Raw genomic sequence first — 20,431 nt, 5'->3', positions numbered from 1 at the left:
TGATTCGGGTACGACGGCATACCCGAGTGTCGATCGACCCGGGTATGCCGTGCAGCTGTCAACTAATCGAGCGTCAGCACTTCTCCCGACGCAACGGCGTCGGCGCGAGAGGTGTCCTTGAGGTCGACGCCGGAGCGGCCCAATTGGCGCGCTCCCGTCACCAACCCCAGGACGACACGAGCAGCCTGCTCGTATCCGAGGCCCTCGGGTGGGTGGACATTGGAAATGCAGTTTCGATCCGCGTCGGTACGACCGACGCGCGGAAGGTGAGTCAGATAGATCCCGACGCTGTCCGCAACGGAGAGCCCTGGACGTTCGCCGATCAGGACGATCGCCGTCTGCACTCCCATCGCGGCGGCGATGTGATCACCCAGTGCCACACGGGCATTCGTGGCGATCACCGGCGGCGCAATCGAGTACCGCTCCCCCAACACCGTGACCAACGCGGACAGTAGTTGCTCGCCGTGGTCCATCAGTGCTCGCGGGGAGAGTCCGTCGGCGAGGATGAACCCGATTTCCTTGTCGGAGCTCTTGATCGCGCTCAGGTCAGCAGGCTGGCGACCCAGGTCGGGTCTCCGGAGATACTCGCTGCGAGTGGAGACGCTGCTCGCGACTACCACCGGTGCCCCGATACCCACCCCGTCGACCCGACTGGCGAGAGTCTCGGAATCGAGTGGCTCGTGCACTGCGTCGCGGGCTGCGGCGTGTGCTGCCTTGAATTCGAGAACCCGCTTGGTGGGCAACGAATCTCCGGCACGCCCCAACCCGATACGCGATTGTGTGGTCTTGCGCAGTGGACCCCAGAAATCGAGGATCGGTGCCTGATCTTCGGTCATGAGTTCACCGTCAAAGCCCGCAGCGGCGACATTTCGGCGTCGATCGGAAGAACCCGACCGTTTGCGTCGGTCATCCCCAAGTTGTGGAGCCAGGTCTCGAACTCCGGGGCGGGCTGCAAACCGAGGACCTTACGCACGTACAACGCGTCGTGGAACGCCAGACTTTGATAGCCGAGCATCACGTCGTCGGCGCCGGGCACCGCGATCACGAACGCCGCGCCGGCGACGCCCAGCAAGGTGAGGAGGTTGTCCATGTCGTCTTGATCGGCTTCGGCGTGGTTGGTGTAGCAGACGTCCACTCCCATCGGCAGCCCGAGGAGTTTTCCGCAGAAGTGATCTTCCAAGCCCGCGCGAATGATCTGCTTGCCGTCGTAGAGGTACTCGGGACCGATGAAACCGACCACCGTGTTGACCAGCAGCGGCTCGAGATCTCGAGCCACGGCGTATGCCCTGGTCTCGAGTGTCTGCTGATCGACCGGGGCTCCGCCGGTGCCGTAGTGGGCACCTGAACTGAGGGCGGACCCCTGCCCTGTCTCGAGGTACATGACGTTGTTGCCGACCGTTCCGCGGTTCAAGGAGCGTCCGGCCTCGTTACCCTCGCGCAGTAGCGGAATGTTCACTCCGAAACCGGAATTGGCGCCTTCGGTACCGGCAATCGATTGGAAGACAAGATCGACCGGCACCCCCGATTCGATCAGTCCGATCGTGGTGGTCACGTGAGAGAGCACGCACGACTGAGTCGGGATCTCGAATCGCTGACGGATGTCGTCGAGCAGGTGGAGCAGATCCGAGGTGGCCTGGGGTGAATCCGTCGCGGGGTTGATGCCGATGACGGCGTCGCCACATCCCATCAGGAGACCGTCCAATGTGGCCGCCGCAATGCCGCGTGGATCGTCCGTCGGGTGGTTTGGCTGGAGTCGGGTGCTCAGCCGTCCAGGCAGTCCGATGGTAGTGCGGAACCCCGCGGTGACCGTGATGGCCTTGGCGACGGCGATCAGGTCCTGATTGCGCATGATCTTGCTGACCGCGGCAACCATCTCGGGGGTCAGACCGGGACTCACGGCAGACAAGCGTGCTGAAGCTTCCGGCGCCGACGCAGTCTCGAGCAGCCAGTCCCGTAATCCGCCAACAGTCAGGTGGGCCACCGGCGCAAATGCGAGGCGATCGTGGCTGTCGATGATGAGCCGGGTCACCTCGTCGTCCTCGTACGGAACCAACAGATCTTCGAGGAACACAGTCAACGGAAGATCAGCCAGAACCCATTGGGCAGCAGCACGTTCAGCATCGGAGCTTGCCGCGCAACCGGCTAGTTCGTCACCCGACCGCAGTGGTGTCGCTTTTGCCATCAGATCGACGAGACCGTCGAACGAGTAGTTGGTTCCGGATACCTGCTGGTGATACTTGGCCATCCCGCGACTCATCCCAATTCTTCTTCCGCCTGTGCAAGTACAGCAAACTCCTCGTCCGGCGAGTTGGCAACAAGGTGGTGACGACTGTAGAGACCGAAGTACGCCATCAGAACTCCGAAGGCAACCAACGTCAGCAATGCCGCAACGGGATCGACCAGGAAGGTGGCCACCACCGACACTGCCGCGATCACGAGCGCAAACGAGGTGGTGGCGATACCGCCGGGCGTGCGGTACGGGCGCGGCATGTTCGGCTCACGCTTACGAAGAACGATGTGACTCACCATCATCAGGACGTAGCTGACTGCCGCGCCGAACACCGCCATGTTGAGCAACATGGCACCTTCACCGGTGAGTGAGAGCGCGAAGCCGATGATTCCGGGAACGACGAGCGCGAGAGTGGGGGCCTTGCGCTTGTTGGTCACCGACAGGTTCTTCGGCAGGTAGCCGGCGCGGGAGAGAGCAAACGTCTGACGTGAGTAGGCGTACATGATCGAGAAGAAGCTCGCGACCAGACCGGCAAGTCCGATGTAGTTGACGGCCTTTGCCGCTCCGCTGTCCCCCAGCGCCTCGACGAGCGGATTTCCGGAGGTGGACAGGGCGTCGGCGCCGAGCGCACCGGTGGCGAGGAAGAGAACCGTTGCGCCTGTGACGATCAGGATCAACATGCTGATGATGATGCCGCGGGGGACGTTCTTCTCCGGCTCACGCGCTTCCTCGGCGGCCAGCGGTACACCTTCGACGGCAAGGAAGAACCAGATCGCGAAGGGCACGGCGGCCCAGATTCCGAGCAGACCGAATGGCAGGAACGACGACGATCCGACTGCGCTGGTGTCGACGGCGATATCGGTGAGGTTGGACGAATCGAAAAGGCCGACAGCCGAAACCGCGAACACGACCAGGCCGACGAGTGCAATGGCGGTGATGATGAACATCGCCTTGAGTGCCTCACCGGCGCCGGTGAGGTGAATGCCGATGAAGATCGCGTACACCGCGAGGTACACCCACCACCCGTCGGTGATCCCGAACAGGTTCAGGGACTCGACGTACGCACCGATGAAGGTCGCGATCGCTGCGGGTGCTATCGAGTACTCGATGAGAATTGCTGTGCCGGTGGCAAATCCGCCCCAGGGCCCCATGGCCCGTCTGGCAAACGTGTATCCACCACCAGCGGCAGGAAGTGCCGACGACATCTCGGCCATACCGAGCACCATCGCCAGGTACATCCCCGCGATGACGACGGCCGCGATGAGAAGGCCACCGAAACCACCTTCGGCCAGACCGTTGTTCCAGCCGGCGTAGTCACCGGAAATCACATAGCTGACACCCAACCCCGCAAGCAGCACCCACCCTGCTGTTCCCTTTCGGAGTGTTCGTTTCTCCAGATACGAATTGTCTTCCGCATGGAAGTCTGCGCCGTCGTGGTGTGCACCCGCGGCACCGGCGTTTTTGCCGGTTGCGTGGTCGGAAAGAGACATGTCCATCCTCTGAATCGGTCAAGAATGAGACGACGCACGGTGGATGCGTCGCGTGAAATGAACGGTATGTGGGCGATGTACGGAGAAGGTCGCCTGGAGATGACCGTGCTGTTAACTGGCTGTCATGTGAGCGGCCCCGAGTCTGTTCAGATCTTCTTCAGGCGGCCGTTCTCAGGATCGGGCGGCCGCGCCCGGCACCGGGCAGGCATCGACGGCCTCGGCGACGACCTGGGGAACCGTCGGGGGCGAAGGACGCACGCCCGCTTCCCAATCAGCGCCTACGAGAATGCTCGAAGCGCCGAGTGCTTCGTTTTCGTCCGGTGTGAACGCCCTTGCTCGACTGAGGAATCTGAATCCTTCAGGAGACTCCAGGCTGAATCCACTGCCGCGGCCGGGCACGACGTCCAGCACCAACTGGGTGTGCTTCCAGGCTTCGAACTGTGATCCGGAAATCCAGACCTGTACAGCGTCGGTTCCGGTGGGAAGGTCTTCGGGAATCTCTCCGACAGCAAGTCGGAGATCGACGATTCCGAGTAGTACGTCACGGTCCCCGACGATGAATTCGCCTGAGGGATAACACATCGGGGCCGAGCCGTCGCAGCATCCGCCGGATTGATGCATCATCAGTTCGCCGTGAGTCCCGCTGAGGCGGCGTAGCAGGTCAGCCGCCCCAGCGGTGGTCACCAACCGGGGTGGAACGGCGCCGGTATCGGGTGTGTCCGTGGCGCTCATTCCAACCTCCGTGTGTTTGTGCAGGTTTCGCGTGTTGCAGTCTTGCGCACCGGCACCCGCAGCGAGGGGCTCACGGGTGCCGGTGGGTCGATCAGAAGAAGCCCTGAGCCTTCTGGGCGTAGCTGACCAGGAGGTTCTTGGTCTGCTGGTAGTGCGAGAGCATCATCAGGTGGTTCTCGCGGCCGATGCCGGACTGCTTGTATCCACCGAAAGCGGCGTGTGCCGGGTACTGGTGGTACGTGTTGGTCCAGACGCGACCGGCCTGGATGTCGCGGCCTGCTCGATACGCAACTCCGCCGTCGCGGGACCAGACACCGGCGCCCAAACCGTAGAGCGTGTCGTTGGCGATTTCGATGGCCTCGTCGTAGTCCTTGAACGAGGTGACCGAGACGACGGGTCCGAAGATCTCTTCCTGGAAGATGCGCATCTTGTTGTTGCCGGTGAACACCGTCGGCTGGACGTAGTAGCCGCCGGACAGGTCTCCGCCGAGTTCGGCCCGCTCACCACCGGTGATGACCTTGGCGCCTTCGGCCTTGCCGATCTCGATGTACGAGAGGATCTTCTCGAGCTGATCGTTGCTGGCCTGGGCACCGATCATGGTGTCGGTGTCGAGCGGATCCCCTTGGCGCACAGCCTTGGTGCGAATGGCGGCCATCGCGAGGAACTCGTCGAAGATGTCTTCCTGGATCAGCGAACGTGACGGGCAGGTGCAAACCTCGCCCTGGTTGAGGGCGAACATCGTGAAGCCCTCGAGTGCCTTGTCCTGGTAGTCGTCGTTGGAGGCGAGGACGTCGGAGAAGAAGATGTTGGGGCTCTTGCCACCTAGTTCGAGGGTCACGGGGATGAGGTTCTGCGACGCGTACTGCATGATCAGGCGACCTGTGGTGGTTTCACCGGTGAACGCGATCTTCTTGATACGCGGGCTCGACGCGAGCGGCTTTCCGGCCTCGACGCCGAAGCCGTTGACGATGTTGAGCACACCGGCAGGCAGCAGGTCACCGATGATGCCGATGAGGTGCAGGATCGAGACGGGTGTCTGCTCGGCAGGCTTGAGCACGATGGCATTGCCGGCAGCAAGGGCGGGTGCGAGCTTCCACACGGCCATGAGGATCGGGAAGTTCCACGGAATGATCTGGCCGACTACGCCGAGCGGCTCGTGGAAGTGGTACGCCACGGTGTCGGAGTTGATCTCCGAAAGCGAACCTTCCTGTGCGCGAATAGCTCCCGCGAAGTAGCGGAAGTGATCGATGGCGAGCGGAATGTCGGCGTTGAGGGTCTCGCGGATCGGCTTGCCGTTGTCCCACGACTCGGCGAGTGCGATGGATTCGAGGTTCTCCTCCATACGATCAGCGATCTTGTTCAAGATGATCGCGCGCTCGGCGACCGAGGTCTTGCCCCAGGCCGGAGCTGCTGCGTGCGCTGCGTCGAGAGCGAGCTCGATGTCTTCTGCGGTGGAACGAGCCACATCACAGAAATTCTGTCCGGTCACCGGTGTCGGGTTCTCGAAGTACTGACCCTTGACCGGAGCAACCCATTCGTTGCCGATCCAGTTGTCGTATCGAGACTGGAAGGACATGATCGCGTCGGCGGTACCTGGACGGGCGTACACGGTCATTGCAAGCTCCTATGTAAACGTGATCTTCCTGGGCGCATCCACCAAATAGGTGACTGCAATCCCACCCCCCGGTGGGGTGTGATTCACAACACTAGGAGTTGCAACGTTGCAAGTACGTTGCGTGCGAGAAACGCAGATGATTCTCAGATGCCCAATTGGCGGTCGAGGAGATCAATTCTTGCCTGGACCTGGGAATACAGCGGAGATTGAGGATCCAACGTGGACAGGTAGGCCTCCCACACGACGGAGTCTTCGCGCCCGTGTACGGACGTGGTCCACCGGGCCAGCAGGTTGGCGTCACCTCCACGCAGCAGAGCCGCCTGAACCCTGGTGCGTAGTTCTTCCCGCACCTCTTCGATTCCCGGGGAGGCCGAGCCTGCCAGTACCGGGCCCGAATACAGTTTCATCGCCGTCGCCGCGTCTCCGCGATCCAACGCTGCCCGCACGTCGCCGACGTCTGTCGTGAACTCCGTGATGATCCGATAAGGACGCGAAGCCAGCCGGTCGGCACCGAAAACCTTACGAAGCCGCGACATTTCCGCGCGAATGGTCACTGCGTCGAGCTCCCCCTCGTCGAGCAGGACCGCAAGGTGGTCGGAGCTCAGACCCTCCGGATGTTCGGAGAGCAGAAGGAGAATCTCGGCGTGACGCTGCGAAATCGGGATGCGGTCACCGCCGCGAACCAGCGTCGGCCGTCCGGCACCGAATGTTTCGAGGCGCGGAGCCGTCGCGCTGAGCGGGATAGGCGAGTTCAAGAGGTGGAATCGCAATTCCGATTCGGCGGCCGCAACAGTTGCACGGATCAGCGACAGCACTTCGGGAACCGCGACCCTGGGACCACCGGTGATGTCGATGGCACCAAGGATTTGCCCAGTGGTGGGATCGTGGACGGGTGCGGCCGAACAACTCCAGTCGTGCACGGTTCGGTTGAAATGCTCGGATCCGAAAATCTGTACGGAGTGGTCGAGAGCAAGCGCCGTTCCCGGCGCATTGGTGCCGACACGATCTTCGCTCCAGTCGGCGCCTTCGACGAAGTTCATGGACAACGCCTTGTCCTTGGCCGAGTTGTCACCCTCGACCCAGAGCAGTCGACCGTGTGCGTCGCTGATCGCGATCAGCAATCCGGTCTCGGCAGCATCTTCCACCAGGAGTTTCCGAATCACCGGACGGATCAGTGACATGGGATGCGCGGACCGATATTTTTCGAGTTCCAACCCTTCGAGCATCTCAGGGTTGCCGACAACATCAGGATTTACTCCCTTGTTGCGGCTCCGCATCCAGGACTCGAGCACGACCGAACGGACATGGGAGTCGTCGGTCAGCCCCTGGCCGGGCACGCCGCGGGCATCGATGAACGACTGATGGGCAGACGAAAGTCGCCGCGCGAGTAACGCGACGTCATCCCCTGGCCTGACCGCCACCCACGGGTTGCCGGACACAGCCTGTTCACGTGCCATATTTTGCGTTCCTCCGCTCCGTGGACCACTGTAACGCCGATCACAGCCCATAGGCGAGAACGACCATTCGGTATGACTGTCGACCTAGCCTGCTGCCCCTCGCGGTCACTCGTCACCGAGCAGGATGGCGCTTGCTCGTTCCGCGACCATCACCGCGGTCGCGTGTGGGCCGCGGGTCGGGATCGTCGGCAGGATTGACGTGTCAACAATACTGAGTCCTTGCGCGCCGATCACACGGCACCGATCATCGACGACTGCGAACGGGTCCGATTCGGCGCCCATCACGCAGCTACCGGACATGTGCAAGGACGTACCGAGGCGAGATTCGATCCACTCGCCTGTGTACTCCACGACGGGGCGATCGATCAACCCGGTCTCGGCGATCGACTCGAGAAGGTTCTCGGCGATCTGCATTCCTTCCCGAATGGCTGCTCGATCGTGCATCGACGCGACGTAGTTGTATCGAATACGCGGTGCCCCAGCGGGATCCCCCGATACCAGTTCGATGCTCCCCCGACTGCGCGGCGCCATGAGGACCACCCCGACGCCGTGATCCATGCGAGGCACACCGGGAACCAAGTCTGTGAAAGATGCGGTGTACGGACGGATTTCAAGCTCGGCGAGATTGAGTGCAGTCTCCAGCACCGGTGTCTGCGAGCGAATCGTACGAGGCGTCGAAAAATGGTACGGCAGCAGCACTTCCGGATGGTCGACGAAGTTCTGGCCGACGCCAGGTCGATCGAGAATGACGGAAACTCCTTGCTCTGCAAGTTGTTCCGCCGGACCAACACCGGAATTCAAGAGAATGTGCGGCGTCGCCACCGCACCCGAACACACGATCACGTGGTCGGCACGAATGCGTCGGACGTTGCCGTCTTCGAGAACGTCGACGCCGATCGCACGGGTTCCCGAGAATACGATGCGAATGACGTTCACTCCGGATTCTACCCGCAAATTCGGGCGGTGCAACGCCGGCATCAGATACCCGATCGCAGTACTGATCCGACGATGATCCGCCACGTTCAGTGGCACTCGGCCGACGCCGAACGAGTCCGGCGCATTCTTGTCGACGTCGTCGGGAAAGCCCGCTCCGAGCGCTGCCGCATGAAACTCACCGCTCAGTGGATGCAGTTGGTCCCACGCTCGACGCTCGACCGGGATCGGACCGGCGGACCCGTGGAACTCGCCCTCGAAATCACGATCCGTCTCAGACTTCTTGAAGTACGGCAAGACGTCGTCGTATCGCCAAGCACTCGGCCAGTTCTCGAAATCTGCGCGGGTCGCGCGCGTGAAGTACGCACCGTTGACGGCCCCGGACCCACCGAGCGTCCGCCCGCGCGCAATCGTGGACGCCCGACGCGGTGTCAGTTCGACCGGATAGGTCCACGTGTATTCGCTCGCAGGTCCGACCGGCAGTCGGTACGGATCACCCAGGACGTCCGGAAGTTCGAGCGCCGAACGATATCCGCTTCCCGATTCGAGGAGCATCACCGTGGCGGATGGATCTTCACTGAGCCTGGCTGCGACGACGCAGCCACACGTGCCACCACCGACAACCAGGAAATCTGCGTAGTCGGCTTCTGTCACTTGGTGATTCGAGGTTTCAGCGCCGCCCAGTCACGGGCGTCGAACGCGCCCCGCCAGAGTCCGGCTCCATACGCGATGTCATCTGCTCGTTTGAAGAAGACGTACCGAACCGGACCCAGCCCGCCTGGCTCACGGTGGCGATACCAGTCCACCAAACCTTCGGTGACTGCCGCAGCGACGGCCAGTCGCCGAATTCGACGGGAAGCGATCACCGCCAGAAGAGTCACCGGCCAGTAGTGACGACACATCGCCGAGGCGAGTTGCCAGAATCCTCCGACAAACCCCTGCGCAGTGAGGATCGCTGCGATCCGGGTGGGCTGACTCAGCCCGTTGAACATCTTTCGCAGGCGATACACCGTGAAGAGCAGAGCGCCCAGCGCACTCGCAAGACCGGAACGGGTCAGTGTTGCGGCGGCGATGCACGCGAAGAGCGTCGAGAACGACATCGCCATCGGCGGAACCGAACCCTCGTGTCTTGCAGCCAACGGCGCCGCGCCCGTGCCGTAGAACGCTCTCCTGGCGAACCACTTGTCGAACTGAACTCGATGATCGTGGGCGACATGCGCAACCGGTTCGTACCTCAGTCGCCAACCCGCAGCCTGCAGTCGCCAGCAGAAATCGACGTCCTCGGCCACTTCGAGACTCTCGTCGAAACCGTTGCATTCGAGTGCCACGTCGCGCCGGACGATCACGGCCGCGCTGGGAACATAGGCGACCGGACTTCCCGACTTCACCGCAGCTTCTTTACGTCCGAGGTCGAGAGACGATCGCATGTTCTCGTACCGCGCCAGCGCCGTCCCGTACGGATCGAGGGCGACGATGCGGGGCGCAACAAGGGCAACCCCTGGATCGCTGAAGTGGCCCAACATCAACTCGAGCCAACCGGCACGCGGTATGACGTCGGAGTCGAGGAAAGCTACGAAACGTGTTTGGGCCGAACGCAATCCCGAGTTCCTCGCTGCCGAGGGTCCGCGGGCGCTCTCGTGCCGCACCACTGTGATGGTTCCGGTGCCCGGGCAGGCGCGACGGGGCTCCACCGGCACTTCCGAACCGTCGTCGACAACGATGACGGTCAGATCCTTGAGGACGGGCAGTAGGCGTTCGACGCCGGCCTGGTTGTCCTTGACCGGAATCACGACGGTGACATCTGCCGCAGACGGTGTCGACATCGGACGAGGATTCGCGACGCCTGAATCGAGAAGGTGACGAGCAACCGCAGCGCTCTGCTGGTCGACCACCTCGAGGAAGCCGTCACCGATCATCGCCGCAGCCGTCGGAGCCAGCTTGAGCATCCGTGTCGGAGAGCCGCCGATGAGCACCCGGCCGCCCGAGTACGTGCGCACCTTGGGGTCCAACCGAATGCCGAAGCCGTCGGGGAGTCTTGCTGGTCGCATCAGATGATCGTAAGGGACGTAGCCCGTCGTGCTGCAACTCGTCGCAGCCTCGAAAGCCGTCGCAGGTGGACCGTCCGCCCCCACTCGGTCGTGGTCGTCACCGAAGCCTCCCATCTGGACCAGGCTCCCACCGGGCCAGTCCATCCGTCACGCGTCCTACCAACTCACCGAAGATGTATGCGCCGTCTTCGGCGGTAGCCCCGACTGGATTGCCGAGAACGCCGTTTTGCGACACAGCGACCATACCGCCCGAACGCATTCCTGGCATCAGGTCCGCGATAGGAGACAAATTTCCTGTCTCAGCAAGGCTCATGTGCACCAAATCGGGCGAAAGGTGCAGCAATAGGCTCGTTTCAGTGTGTCCCGCGTGCGCATCGGCACCCGCAACAGCGCACGGCACCCAAGCGGCGTCACGTCCCTCGTATCGAAGAAGTGCCACAGCTTTGGCCAGCGCGGGACCATTTCCGCCGTGGCCGTTGACGAACAGCACCCGCTTCGTCCATCTGAACGCCGACCTTCCGTATTCGACGACGAGGGTTTCCATAGCCTCGGCACCGATCGAAATCGTGCCGGCAAACCCTTCGTGTTCGCCGCTCGCCCCGTATTCGATGGCCGGGGCCACGACAACGTCGGGGAGAGCCTGTGCGACTGCTCTCGCGATCCGAGTGTCGGTATCGAGAGGCAGGTGCGGTCCGTGTTGTTCGAAAGAACCGACCGGGACCACGACGGTGAGCGCAGTGCCTTCGAGCGCAGGACTCGGGATGGCAGCAAGGTCACGCGGAGAACTCATCCCCCGATCGTATTGGTGCCGGCCCCTCCCACCGCAACACAGCATGCGGATACACCGGGGCATGGTTGTGCCCCGGTGTATCAGTTTTCGGTTGTCGCGGTCACGCTGCTGTTGGTGGGCTGTTCCCGCCGATCGGCTGCTGATACGGATCAACGGACATCGGTGGATAGAACACCGTCTTCCGATCCGGGCCGATCTCCACCCGCCACTCGGTGTGGTGCAGTGTCCGATGATGATGACCGCACAACAAGATCAGATTGTCGAGATCTGTTGGGCCGCCATCGTTCCAGTGAACAATATGATGGGCATCGCACCACCCCGACGGAGTCCCACACCCCGGGAACGCACACCCACCATCACGAACCGCCAACGCCCGTCGCTGCGGAACGGTCGCTGTTCGCACTTCCTTACCGCAGTCGAGCGGAACACCATTCTCGTCCAACAAGATTCGGGTGACGGTGCAGTCGCAGGCGAGCATCCGGGCGGTGTCGATACTGATGGGGCCTACCCAATCGGTCCACGCGAACCCCAGCTCCTCAGTGGACGGCAGGAGGTCTTTCAAGGCCTGCAGATCCGTCACGTCCTTCGCCGACGCAGTCACCGTGATGTGCGGTTTCACCCCGCCTTCGACCGGGCCCAACCCCGCCCCCTCGTAACGGCGCAACAGTTCGCAAAACCCGTCCGCACGCCGTAATGCCGGCGTGCGGGTGTCCTTGACGCCGTCCTTCTCCGGTGTCGGAGCGGACAGGCTCGACAGCAACGTGATCAACCGTGCCCCGTTCACAGCATCCAGATCACCCTTCACAGACACACGCCCGTACAAGCCTTTCGAGGCGTAGAACTCGTTCCGCTCCGAATCCTCGCCGACCGGAACACCGTCCTCGCGTTTGCCGTACTGCTTCTCGATCCGCCGGATCGCTGCCCGCACCGCATCACAATCGGCAATGTTCTTCGACGCCAACCCGAGCAGAATCCCCCGGGCCTTGTCCACATCCGCCAGGGTCATGTTCTTGGGCGGATGCTGACAAAACGACGCCACCTGACGCGCTTTCAACGCATCCACGTCACCACGGTGAAACGCATTGCCCACAACGGGTTCGAGCATCAACAACCGCGCCAACCCGACCAGCAGACTGCACTCACCGATCTCCAAATTCGTCGAACCATGCAACCACTGCGCGATCGCCCGAAAACCCTTCCCCCCGAGAACCTCACGGGAAAACATCTCCACGATCAACAACACCATCCGCGACTGCAACTCGTGCCGGACACGCACCAGATCCAGAACCTCACACTTGAGATCCTCACCATCCAGCTGCCACGCTTCACGACTGTCCATACCGAAATCTTAATCGAACATACATTCGATAACCAGTGACAAAACGGACGACTTAAATCGCCAACGCAGCCCGATGCCCCTCGATGACCGCTGCGTGCGAACGTCTCGGGGACAGGGCGTCACCGATGCGAAATATCTCGAAAGAACTTCCCTGCAAGGTGTTCCACAACTCGTCGACAGGTTCCTGCTGTGTCGCGAAGACCACCCAGTCGACCGCAACTTCCTCGACCACACCCGTCGGAAGGTGAACCAAGCTCACGAGCGGCGAGGCTCCAGTGCTCACCGAAGTCACCATCAGATCCGTCCGTTGCACGATCGACTTCTCGAACGCCCGGCGGTTCCACCCCTCGAAATCCAGGGTGACGCTCAGATCTTGGGCAACCACCATGCCGTTGGTCGCGATCGTGACAGCGCAACCTCGATCAGCCAGGAATTCCGCCACCGACGTACCTTGATGGAATCCCAACTCGTCGTATACGAGCACCGTTCCACTCGGCAGAACCCTGCCGTCGAGAACGTCTCGAACACTTACGACACGCTCTGATCCACCCGCCCACGTTGGGCGCACGGGCCGCGCGCCGGTTGCGATCACTACCACGTCGGGCGCCCTTTCCTCCACAATCGCAAGGTCAGCTCCAACACCCAGCTCGATCGTCACACCGCTTCGGCGACACTCCGATTCGAGATTTCGCACGAGGTCGGCGAGCTCACGGCGAACCGATACCACCGAGGCGGTAAGAATCTGTCCGCCAAGTCTTCGTTCACGTTCGAACAGCGTCACCGCATGACCTCGCTGGGCCGCGGTGGCCGCAGCTTGCAGGCCGGCCGGGCCGCCGCCAACTACCACCACCGTGCGGCACCGTCGCCGCGGCATCGGCAGTGGGACCGATTCCCGACCGGCGCGCGGATTTTCGGTGCACCCCAACCAACGCCCCAGACCCATCCGCCCGACGCATTCCTGGTTGCAGGACAGGCAGGTTCGCACCTGTGACGATTGACTGGCACGCGCCTTGTTCACGAAATCCGGATCGGCGATCTGCCCGCGAACTACGCCCACCAGATCGCATACACCGTCCTCGAGTGCAGCTTCGGCTTGCTCCGGCGTCTTGAAACGGCCGACTCCGACGACTGGAAGATCGACGACCTCCCTGATCGCAGACGGGACGAAGTTGGCGTAGCCGGTGGGTACAGCCATCGATGCTTCGACCAGATGCAGTGTTTCCGTGGCCATTCCGACGGTGGTGTTGATGTAGTCGACGTGACCGTCAGCTTCGATCAGTTGGGCGGTGGTTACCGCGTCGGACAGTTCGATGCCACCCCGCGTTCCTTCGTATCCACTCAGGCGCACACCGAGCACACGATCCGGGCCGATGGCCTTACGCAGGACCCCGAGCACTTCGAGAAGGAAACGCGCACGATTCGCCACGCCCCCGCCGTAGCGATCGGTGCGCAGGTTGGTCGAGGGTGCGAGAAACGCGCGCACGATGGACGACTGCGACGCCTGCAATTCCACCCCGTCGAAGCCACCGGCAACGCAGTTGCGCGCAACAAGGGCGAACCCTGCGAGAATCTCGGCGATGTCCGCGTCGTCGACAGCCTTGGGCACCTCGCGGAACAACGGATCCGCAACGGCGCTCGGCGCCAACAGCGGCGATCGCGAATAGGTTCCAGCGCCCTGACCCCCATTGTGGTTGATCTGCGCGAGAATCGACGAACCATGCGCATGAACGGCGTCGGTGATCCGCCGGTATCCCTCGATCGCTTCCGGCCGATAGCCCGCAATCATCTTCTCGTACGGTCGATCCGAAGGATGCGTCGAGTGCTCCTCGGTGATGATCAGACCCGCACCGCCGCGTGCCCGCGCCTCGTAGTAGCTCGCGTGCTGCTCCGTCGGCAACCCGTTCTCCGCGTAATTGGTCAGGTGCGCGGAGAACACGACCCGATTGCGGAGTGTCAGGTTGCCCAGGCGCAGTGGCGCGAAGAGGCGCGGGTACGGCGTCATCAGACCTTGGAGTTTCCTTGATCGAGAGCGATATGACTTGCCGTGACGGTGCGTGAACCGTCACCGGCCAGCCACAGAACGGTATCGGCGATCTCGTCGGGTTCGGCGAACGCGATGTCCGAGAGGATCGGAGTGAAGTTGGGAAGGTACTGCGGAAACTTTGCAAATACCTCGAGCGCGCCCTGGTCGACCCCCATCGGCGTATTTACTCCGTAAGGGTGGATCGAGTTGACCCTGATCTTGTACTCCCCCAGTTCCTTTGCCGCGGCCTGCGTCAGACCGACGAGACCGAACTTGGCGCTCGCGTAGTGCGCCTGTCCGGGCAGCGCCTTGAGTCCGGCCACCGAACTGACCACGATGATCGATCCACCGCGCCCACCTTCGATGATCGCCGGCACCGATGCCTTGAGGGTTTTCCAGACTCCGGTCAGGTTGATGTCGATCAGGGTTTCCCACTGCTCGTCCGACATTTCCCAGAATCGATTCCAGTTACAGACCCCGGCATTGGCGACCACGATGTCGAGGCGTCCGAACTGCTCGACACCGTCCTTGACCACCGCGGTGAGCGCTGCGCCGTCACGGACATCGACCTCGCGGGCGAGGATCTTCCCACCCTCCGCTTCGACCAGACGTATCGTCTCGGCAAAGTCCTCGGAAGTTGCTGCGTCGTAAGAATTGTCCGACGCCACCGACGCGCACACGTCGACTGCGATGATCGCTGCTCCCTCGCGCGCCATCTTGACCGCGTGCGCACGTCCTTGACCGCGCGCTGCGCCGGTGATGAAAGCAACGCGACCTTCGAGCGAACGAACTGAACGCTGTGTCATGAGATAGCCCTCTCTGCAGAATTGAAACTCGTTCTAGTAGTAAACCCTGCAAAGCGCCCTTCGCGGATGGATTCGAGAACAGTTCTCGGGGCAACCGAGTCACCCACCTGGATGTCGGCCGCTTCCTTCAGCGTTTCGTTCGGCAGACGATGCGAGCAGTCGATCACCACTTCACACTCGAGCTGTGAGCGCTCGCGGGTATGGACGTGCTCGACGCAGACGACCCCTGAGGCGATTTCGATGACACGGGACGCGAGCACCCTGGTGACCCCGGCCTGCTGGATGCGCGTGTTGGCGCCGACCAGATCCCCACTCGCACCGAGCCTCGAACCGACGATGCTGTCCGGAGTCACAATCGAGGCGGAGACGCCCTGGGCCGCGAGTGCTTCTGCGAGCGCCACCGCGATCGGTCCACCGAGCGGATCGATCAGCGCGACCGGACCCGGCCCCACGGTGGTCAACTTCTCGAAGGCTTCCGACGCATCCAACCACCGAACCGAATCGTCGACCGGATACGTCGGCGGCCGCGCAGCGCTACCGGTGGCAAAAACAATCAGCTCGCCCCGACTACGTGCGTCACTCAGGTCCTGCGCCTCGACCGCCGCCCCGGTCCGCATCGTCACGCCGCTACGACGGCATTCGTCCTCGAGCCACTGTGCGAGGAGTGTGAACCGGCTGCGGCCGTCACCTCGCGCAAAAGTTCGGATCATGCCGCCGAACTGCGATGAACTCTCGACGAGTGTGACCGAGTGCCCCGCCACCGCCGAGATCCGCGCGGCTTCCATCCCGGCGGGGCCACCCCCCACGACCAGCACGGCTCCCGGTGTCGAAATCTGCTCTCGCTCATCGGGGTCCACCGTCTCGAAACCCGCGCTCGGATTCCCCACGCACGTCACGACCGGGTTGCGAGGATCACGCACGAGGCACGTCTGATTGCAGAGCACACACGGCCGTGGACGATCACCGCGCGCGGCTTTCACGACCAGGTCCGGGTCCGCGATCTGGGCCCTGGTCATCTCGACGAACTCGGCCACTTCCAGCGCTGCACGAGCGTCGGCGATGTCCACGACGCTCCCCTGCACGACAACCGGAATCGAGACCGCGGCCTTGATCTCACGGCACAGATCGAGGTTGAAGTTCGGCGGGCAGTGAAAGTCGGGTCGGTACCCCTCTGACGAATAGAGTCCGCCACGAACGACGACAAGGAGATCGAGTAGTGGCGACAGATCGCGTGCAAAACCGGCGGCGAGATCGGGTGTCAGTCCCGCCCATGGTGCTTCCTCGTCGCAGGACAACCGCAGGGAGACAACGTGGTCCGACCCGACTTCCTCGCGCACTGCCGAGATGATCTCGCGAACAAGGGCAACGCGATCAGTGCCGTATCGGTCTTGCCGAGTGTTGGTCAGACCCGAAAGGAACTGCCGCAGAATGCTTCGAGGACCGGCATCGAGTTCCACTCCGTCCATTCCCGAAGCGATGGCCATTGCCGACGCTTCACGAAAGCCGGCCATCAACTGGTCGATTTCCGGCTGCCCCATTGCCATCGGCAACTCACGCGTCACCGGGTCGGCCACTCTTGACGGTCCCCACAGCACCGATTGGGAGTATGCGCTCGATCCCTGCATGCCGGTATGACCGAGCCCGGCAAGAACCAGCGTTCCGTACGGAGCACATGCGGCCGCGATCGACTGCCACCCCGGGCCGCATTCCGACGCCAGCGGTGCACGCTCGTACGGCCAGTCGTTCTCCAATACCGAGGCCACTTCGGTGACGACGATTCCGGCTCCACCCTCGGCGCGGCGCTGGTAGTACGCACGGTGCCGATCGGAAAGTGATCTTCCCACAGCAAGATTGGTCTCATGCGGACCGAAAACAACCCTGGACCGGACGAAGCGTCCGGCCAGGGTTGTGTGTTCGTCGAGTGTCAACTCACAGCTCTATCGGAACCGCAATCTCAGCTGGCGCCCAGTGAGCGTGTGAAGCCATCCGGGATCACCAGGTCTGCCGGGCTCAGTTCCGTGATGGACGAGTGGCCAAGGCCCATCAACCCCGAGTCGATGCCCATCCGCATCAGGTCGAGCACGTTCTCGACACCGGCCTGGCCGTTTGCCGAGAGACCCCACAGGTAGGCGCGCCCGAGCATGACGGCCTTGGCTCCGAGTGCTAGCGCCTTGACGACGTCGCCGCCGCGTCGAATGCCGCCGTCGAGAACAACTTCCACCTGATCGCCCACGGCCTCGGCAATGCCCGGGAGCACGCGGATCGGCGCCGGGGTGCCGTCGAGGTTGTTACCACCGTGGTTGGAGACCGAGATAGCGGAGACACCGGCGTCGACAGCTCGCTTGGCGTCGTCGATGCGCATGATGCCCTTGAGCATGAACGGTCCACCCCACTGCTCACGAAGCCAGGCGATGTCTTCCCAAGTCGGAAGCGGGGTCTGCATCCACTCGCCGTACGCGCCGAAGAACGTCGGTGCCGGCTGGCCGGGAGCCGCGAGGTTGGGTGTTGTCAGGTCGGGGATCTTGCCTGTCTTGGCGAACTCCAGCAACCACTTCGGGCGCATGATGCCCTCGGGAGCGAACTGGAACATCGCCTTGAGGTCCATCTTTTCGGGGATGGACGGGCTGCCCCAGTCGCGACCGTACGAGAAGGACCAGTCGGTGGTGATGATCAGGCCCTTGGCACCGGCAGCGCGAGCGCGCTCCATACGCTGCAGGAGCACGTCGCGGCTGCCGACCCAATACATCTGGAAGAAGACCTGCGGGTTGGCCGCGGCAACTTCTTCGATGGACTTGCTGGCGAAAGAACTCAGTCCGATGGCTGTTCCCCGTGCTGCAGCCGCACGAGCTACCGCTACCTCACCGTCGGGGTGCACTGCCTGCACACCGGTCGGTGAAATCATGACGGGCAACGAAATGTCCTGGCCCATAATGGTGGTGGACATCTCGCGCTTGTCCGACAGTCCCGCAGCATGAGGAGCGAAGCCCAGTTCGCTGAATGCCGCGACGTTGTCGTCGACCGTCAGCCCTTTCTCGGATCCCGCCACCAACGCCGCGTACACGGACTTGGGCAACCTCTTCTTCGCACGGCGCTGTGCTTCTGCCACCGTCTCGAAGAAAGCATTCTTAGCCATTGAACTGACCTCTCTGGGGTGCAGCTTTCGCCGCACTGTCGGTATCGCGCAGTAGTTACTGCATTCCCGCAAGCGGGTTTTCGTCACAAATCTTGGCGGGCGGACGCATCATCAGTGTCAGTGGCACCGATGCACGTGGGGTCTTACGTTGACCGGAACGGGAGTGGTCGACGCTGGACTTCGGGACCTCTCCCGCCGACGCCAATGCCATTTCACCGTTACCGATGACGCATTCGGGGTCAGGTCCGTCCATCGGCAGTCCGGTGAAGAACTTGGCTGCCATGCAGCCACCCCGGCAGGAGTCGTAGTGATTGCACTTGCTGCAGGCGCCACCGGTCTGCGGCGAGCGCAGCTCCTCGAACAGGTCCGAGTGCTGCCAGACTTCCTGGAATCCACCGTCTTTCACGATGTTTCCGGCGAGGAACTGCTCGTGAATCGCGAACGGGCATGCGTACACGTCACCGACCGGGTCGATCAGGCACACGACGCGGCCCGCGCCACAGAGATTGAGACCGGGCAGTGCATCGCCGAACGCGGAGAGGTGGAAGAACGAGTCGCCCGTCAGGACGCCTTCGCCGTTGGCCACCAACCAGTTGTAGAGCTCACGCTGCTGCTCGGGGCGTGGGTGCAGGTCGTCCCACACGTCGGCGCCGCGACCCGAAGGGCGCAGTCGAGTGATGCGCAGGGTCGCGTCGTACTTGTCCGCGAGAGCCTTGAACTCGTCGAGCTGACTGACGTTGTGCCGCGTGACGACCACCGAAATCTTGGCGTCCTTGAAGCCGGCTTCCTTCAGGTTCGCGAGAGCCCGCTCGGCCATTGCGAACGAACCAGGCCCGCGCACAGCGTCATTGACCTCAGCGGTGGCACCGTCGATGGAAATCTGCACGTCGACGTAGTCACTGGCCGCAAGCCGTGCCGCGACCTTCTTGTCGATCTTCACGCCGTTGGTGGAGAACTTCACGCCAACCTGGTGGTCCGTTGCGTAATCGACGAGCTCCCAGAAGTCGGAGCGTACCGTCGGCTCGCCGCCACCGATGTTGACGTAGAAGACCTGCATACGTTGCAGCTCGTCGATGATGGACTTGCACTGTTCGGTGCTCAGCTCGTTGGGGTCACGGCGACCCGACGACGAAAGGCAGTGCACGCAGGACAGGTTGCAGGCGTAGGTGAGTTCCCACGTCAGGCAGATGGGGGCGTCGAGTCCGAGTTCGAACTGATCGACGAGGCGACCCACCTTGGCGGGCGGAGAGGGCTGTTCAAGAACTGAGGTCATGGCTGCGTCCTCGCGAAGAAATGAAGCGGGCGAACGTGCAGAAGGGCTGTTCCGCACGTGGGGGCGAGCGTCTGGCTCAGACAGGCACGATCATGTGCGAATCGGCGAGAGTGCTCAGCGCGCGGGCATATTGGGGAGCCGCGTCATCTTCGATGCCTTGCGCACGTAGTGCGGACCTGACATCAGGATGGTCTGGCAACGCCTTGACCACCGCAACGATGGTCGTGTTCTTCAGGAACGACAGCTTGCGCGTTCCGAAGTGGTAGAGCAACGCCCCGAAAGGTTCGGGGCGAAGCGCTACCTGCGGGTGGAGTTTCCACCCCGCATCGAGATCCAAAGCAGACACGGTCAGTACACGCCGCACATGCCGTCGATGGAAACTTCCTCAACGAGGGACTCCTCGACGAGGTCGTTCTCAAGCGCCTTGTTGTCACGATCTGACATGGATTCCTCCTGCGGTCGCACTCCGTCTGGAAGTCTGTAGATCAGACTTCCAACCTGGGAGTTGGTGGTCACTAGTGGGACTTCACTGTGACTCGGTTCACCACTGTAATGGCATCGA

General features: G+C 62.5%; 17 protein-coding genes. All 17 read right to left on the bottom strand.

Annotated features, from left to right (window positions below):
- Positions 1–62: 62 nt before the first annotated feature.
- The gene (gene eutC / locus GJB56_RS01990; protein ID WP_019744242.1) at positions 63–836 is read right to left on the bottom strand and encodes an ethanolamine ammonia-lyase subunit EutC; all 774 of its coding nucleotides are present in this window, start codon (positions 834–836) and stop codon (positions 63–65) included.
- Complete coding sequence (locus tag GJB56_RS01985) at positions 833–2,257, bottom strand: ethanolamine ammonia-lyase subunit EutB (protein ID WP_019744243.1); 1,425 nt, start codon at positions 2,255–2,257, stop codon at positions 833–835. The genes eutC and GJB56_RS01985 overlap by 4 nt, the downstream gene beginning before the upstream one ends.
- Positions 2,254–3,726 (bottom strand): ethanolamine permease, encoded by a 1,473-nt coding sequence (eat, locus tag GJB56_RS01980; RefSeq protein ID WP_003941913.1) that lies wholly within the window; start codon positions 3,724–3,726, stop codon positions 2,254–2,256. The genes GJB56_RS01985 and eat overlap by 4 nt, the downstream gene beginning before the upstream one ends.
- A gap of 165 nt (positions 3,727–3,891) precedes the next feature.
- Positions 3,892–4,452, bottom strand: a complete 561-nt coding sequence (locus GJB56_RS01975) for a DUF779 domain-containing protein (protein ID WP_019744244.1) — start codon at positions 4,450–4,452, stop codon at positions 3,892–3,894.
- A 91-nt stretch (positions 4,453–4,543) separates the two neighbouring features.
- Positions 4,544–6,067, bottom strand: a complete 1,524-nt coding sequence (gene adh, locus GJB56_RS01970; RefSeq protein WP_007730158.1) for an aldehyde dehydrogenase — start codon at positions 6,065–6,067, stop codon at positions 4,544–4,546.
- Between the two features lie 143 nt (positions 6,068–6,210).
- On the bottom strand, positions 6,211–7,524 hold the full coding sequence (locus tag GJB56_RS01965) for a helix-turn-helix domain-containing protein (protein WP_019744245.1): 1,314 nt from the start codon (positions 7,522–7,524) through the stop codon (positions 6,211–6,213).
- A gap of 105 nt (positions 7,525–7,629) precedes the next feature.
- Positions 7,630–9,111, bottom strand: coding sequence for a mycofactocin dehydrogenase MftG (gene mftG / locus GJB56_RS01960; protein ID WP_070797554.1), 1,482 nt, complete (start codon positions 9,109–9,111; stop codon positions 7,630–7,632).
- The gene (gene mftF / locus GJB56_RS01955) at positions 9,108–10,505 is read right to left on the bottom strand and encodes a mycofactocin biosynthesis glycosyltransferase MftF (protein WP_020906864.1); all 1,398 of its coding nucleotides are present in this window, start codon (positions 10,503–10,505) and stop codon (positions 9,108–9,110) included. The genes mftG and mftF overlap by 4 nt, the downstream gene beginning before the upstream one ends.
- A 97-nt stretch (positions 10,506–10,602) precedes the next feature.
- The gene (gene mftE, locus GJB56_RS01950) at positions 10,603–11,295 is read right to left on the bottom strand and encodes a mycofactocin biosynthesis peptidyl-dipeptidase MftE (RefSeq protein WP_019744248.1); all 693 of its coding nucleotides are present in this window, start codon (positions 11,293–11,295) and stop codon (positions 10,603–10,605) included.
- 100 nt (positions 11,296–11,395) lie between these two features.
- Positions 11,396–12,634 carry an HNH endonuclease signature motif containing protein gene (locus tag GJB56_RS01945; RefSeq protein ID WP_113682399.1) on the bottom strand — a complete coding sequence of 413 codons (1,239 nt, stop codon included), beginning with the start codon at positions 12,632–12,634 and terminating at the stop codon, positions 11,396–11,398.
- A gap of 52 nt (positions 12,635–12,686) precedes the next feature.
- Entirely contained in the window at positions 12,687–14,636 is a 1,950-nt protein-coding gene (locus GJB56_RS01940) for a mycofactocin system FadH/OYE family oxidoreductase 2 (protein ID WP_113682398.1), read from the bottom strand.
- Complete coding sequence (locus GJB56_RS01935; RefSeq protein ID WP_113682397.1) at positions 14,636–15,463, bottom strand: mycofactocin-coupled SDR family oxidoreductase; 828 nt, start codon at positions 15,461–15,463, stop codon at positions 14,636–14,638. The genes GJB56_RS01940 and GJB56_RS01935 overlap by 1 nt, the downstream gene beginning before the upstream one ends.
- The gene (locus GJB56_RS01930; RefSeq protein ID WP_070796647.1) at positions 15,460–17,391 is read right to left on the bottom strand and encodes a mycofactocin system FadH/OYE family oxidoreductase 1; all 1,932 of its coding nucleotides are present in this window, start codon (positions 17,389–17,391) and stop codon (positions 15,460–15,462) included. Before GJB56_RS01930 ends, GJB56_RS01935 begins: the two co-directional genes overlap by 4 nt.
- 26 nt (positions 17,392–17,417) lie before the next feature.
- Positions 17,418–18,596, bottom strand: a complete 1,179-nt coding sequence (gene mftD / locus GJB56_RS01925; RefSeq protein WP_019744252.1) for a pre-mycofactocin synthase MftD — start codon at positions 18,594–18,596, stop codon at positions 17,418–17,420.
- A 55-nt stretch (positions 18,597–18,651) separates the two neighbouring features.
- Positions 18,652–19,869 (bottom strand): mycofactocin radical SAM maturase, encoded by a 1,218-nt coding sequence (gene mftC, locus GJB56_RS01920; RefSeq protein ID WP_003942089.1) that lies wholly within the window; start codon positions 19,867–19,869, stop codon positions 18,652–18,654.
- Positions 19,870–19,945: 76 nt separating this feature from the next.
- Complete coding sequence (gene mftB / locus GJB56_RS01915; RefSeq protein ID WP_007728309.1) at positions 19,946–20,233, bottom strand: mycofactocin biosynthesis chaperone MftB; 288 nt, start codon at positions 20,231–20,233, stop codon at positions 19,946–19,948.
- Positions 20,218–20,313 carry a mycofactocin precursor MftA gene (gene mftA, locus GJB56_RS01910; RefSeq protein WP_063836238.1) on the bottom strand — a complete coding sequence of 32 codons (96 nt, stop codon included), beginning with the start codon at positions 20,311–20,313 and terminating at the stop codon, positions 20,218–20,220. The genes mftB and mftA overlap by 16 nt, the downstream gene beginning before the upstream one ends.
- Positions 20,314–20,431 lie beyond the last annotated feature (118 nt).

The organism is Rhodococcus sp. AQ5-07 (assembly GCF_009707305.1).
Classification (GTDB): Bacteria; Actinomycetota; Actinomycetes; order Mycobacteriales; family Mycobacteriaceae; genus Rhodococcus_F; species Rhodococcus_F erythropolis.
This window is presented reverse-complemented; position numbering and strand designations above follow the sequence as displayed.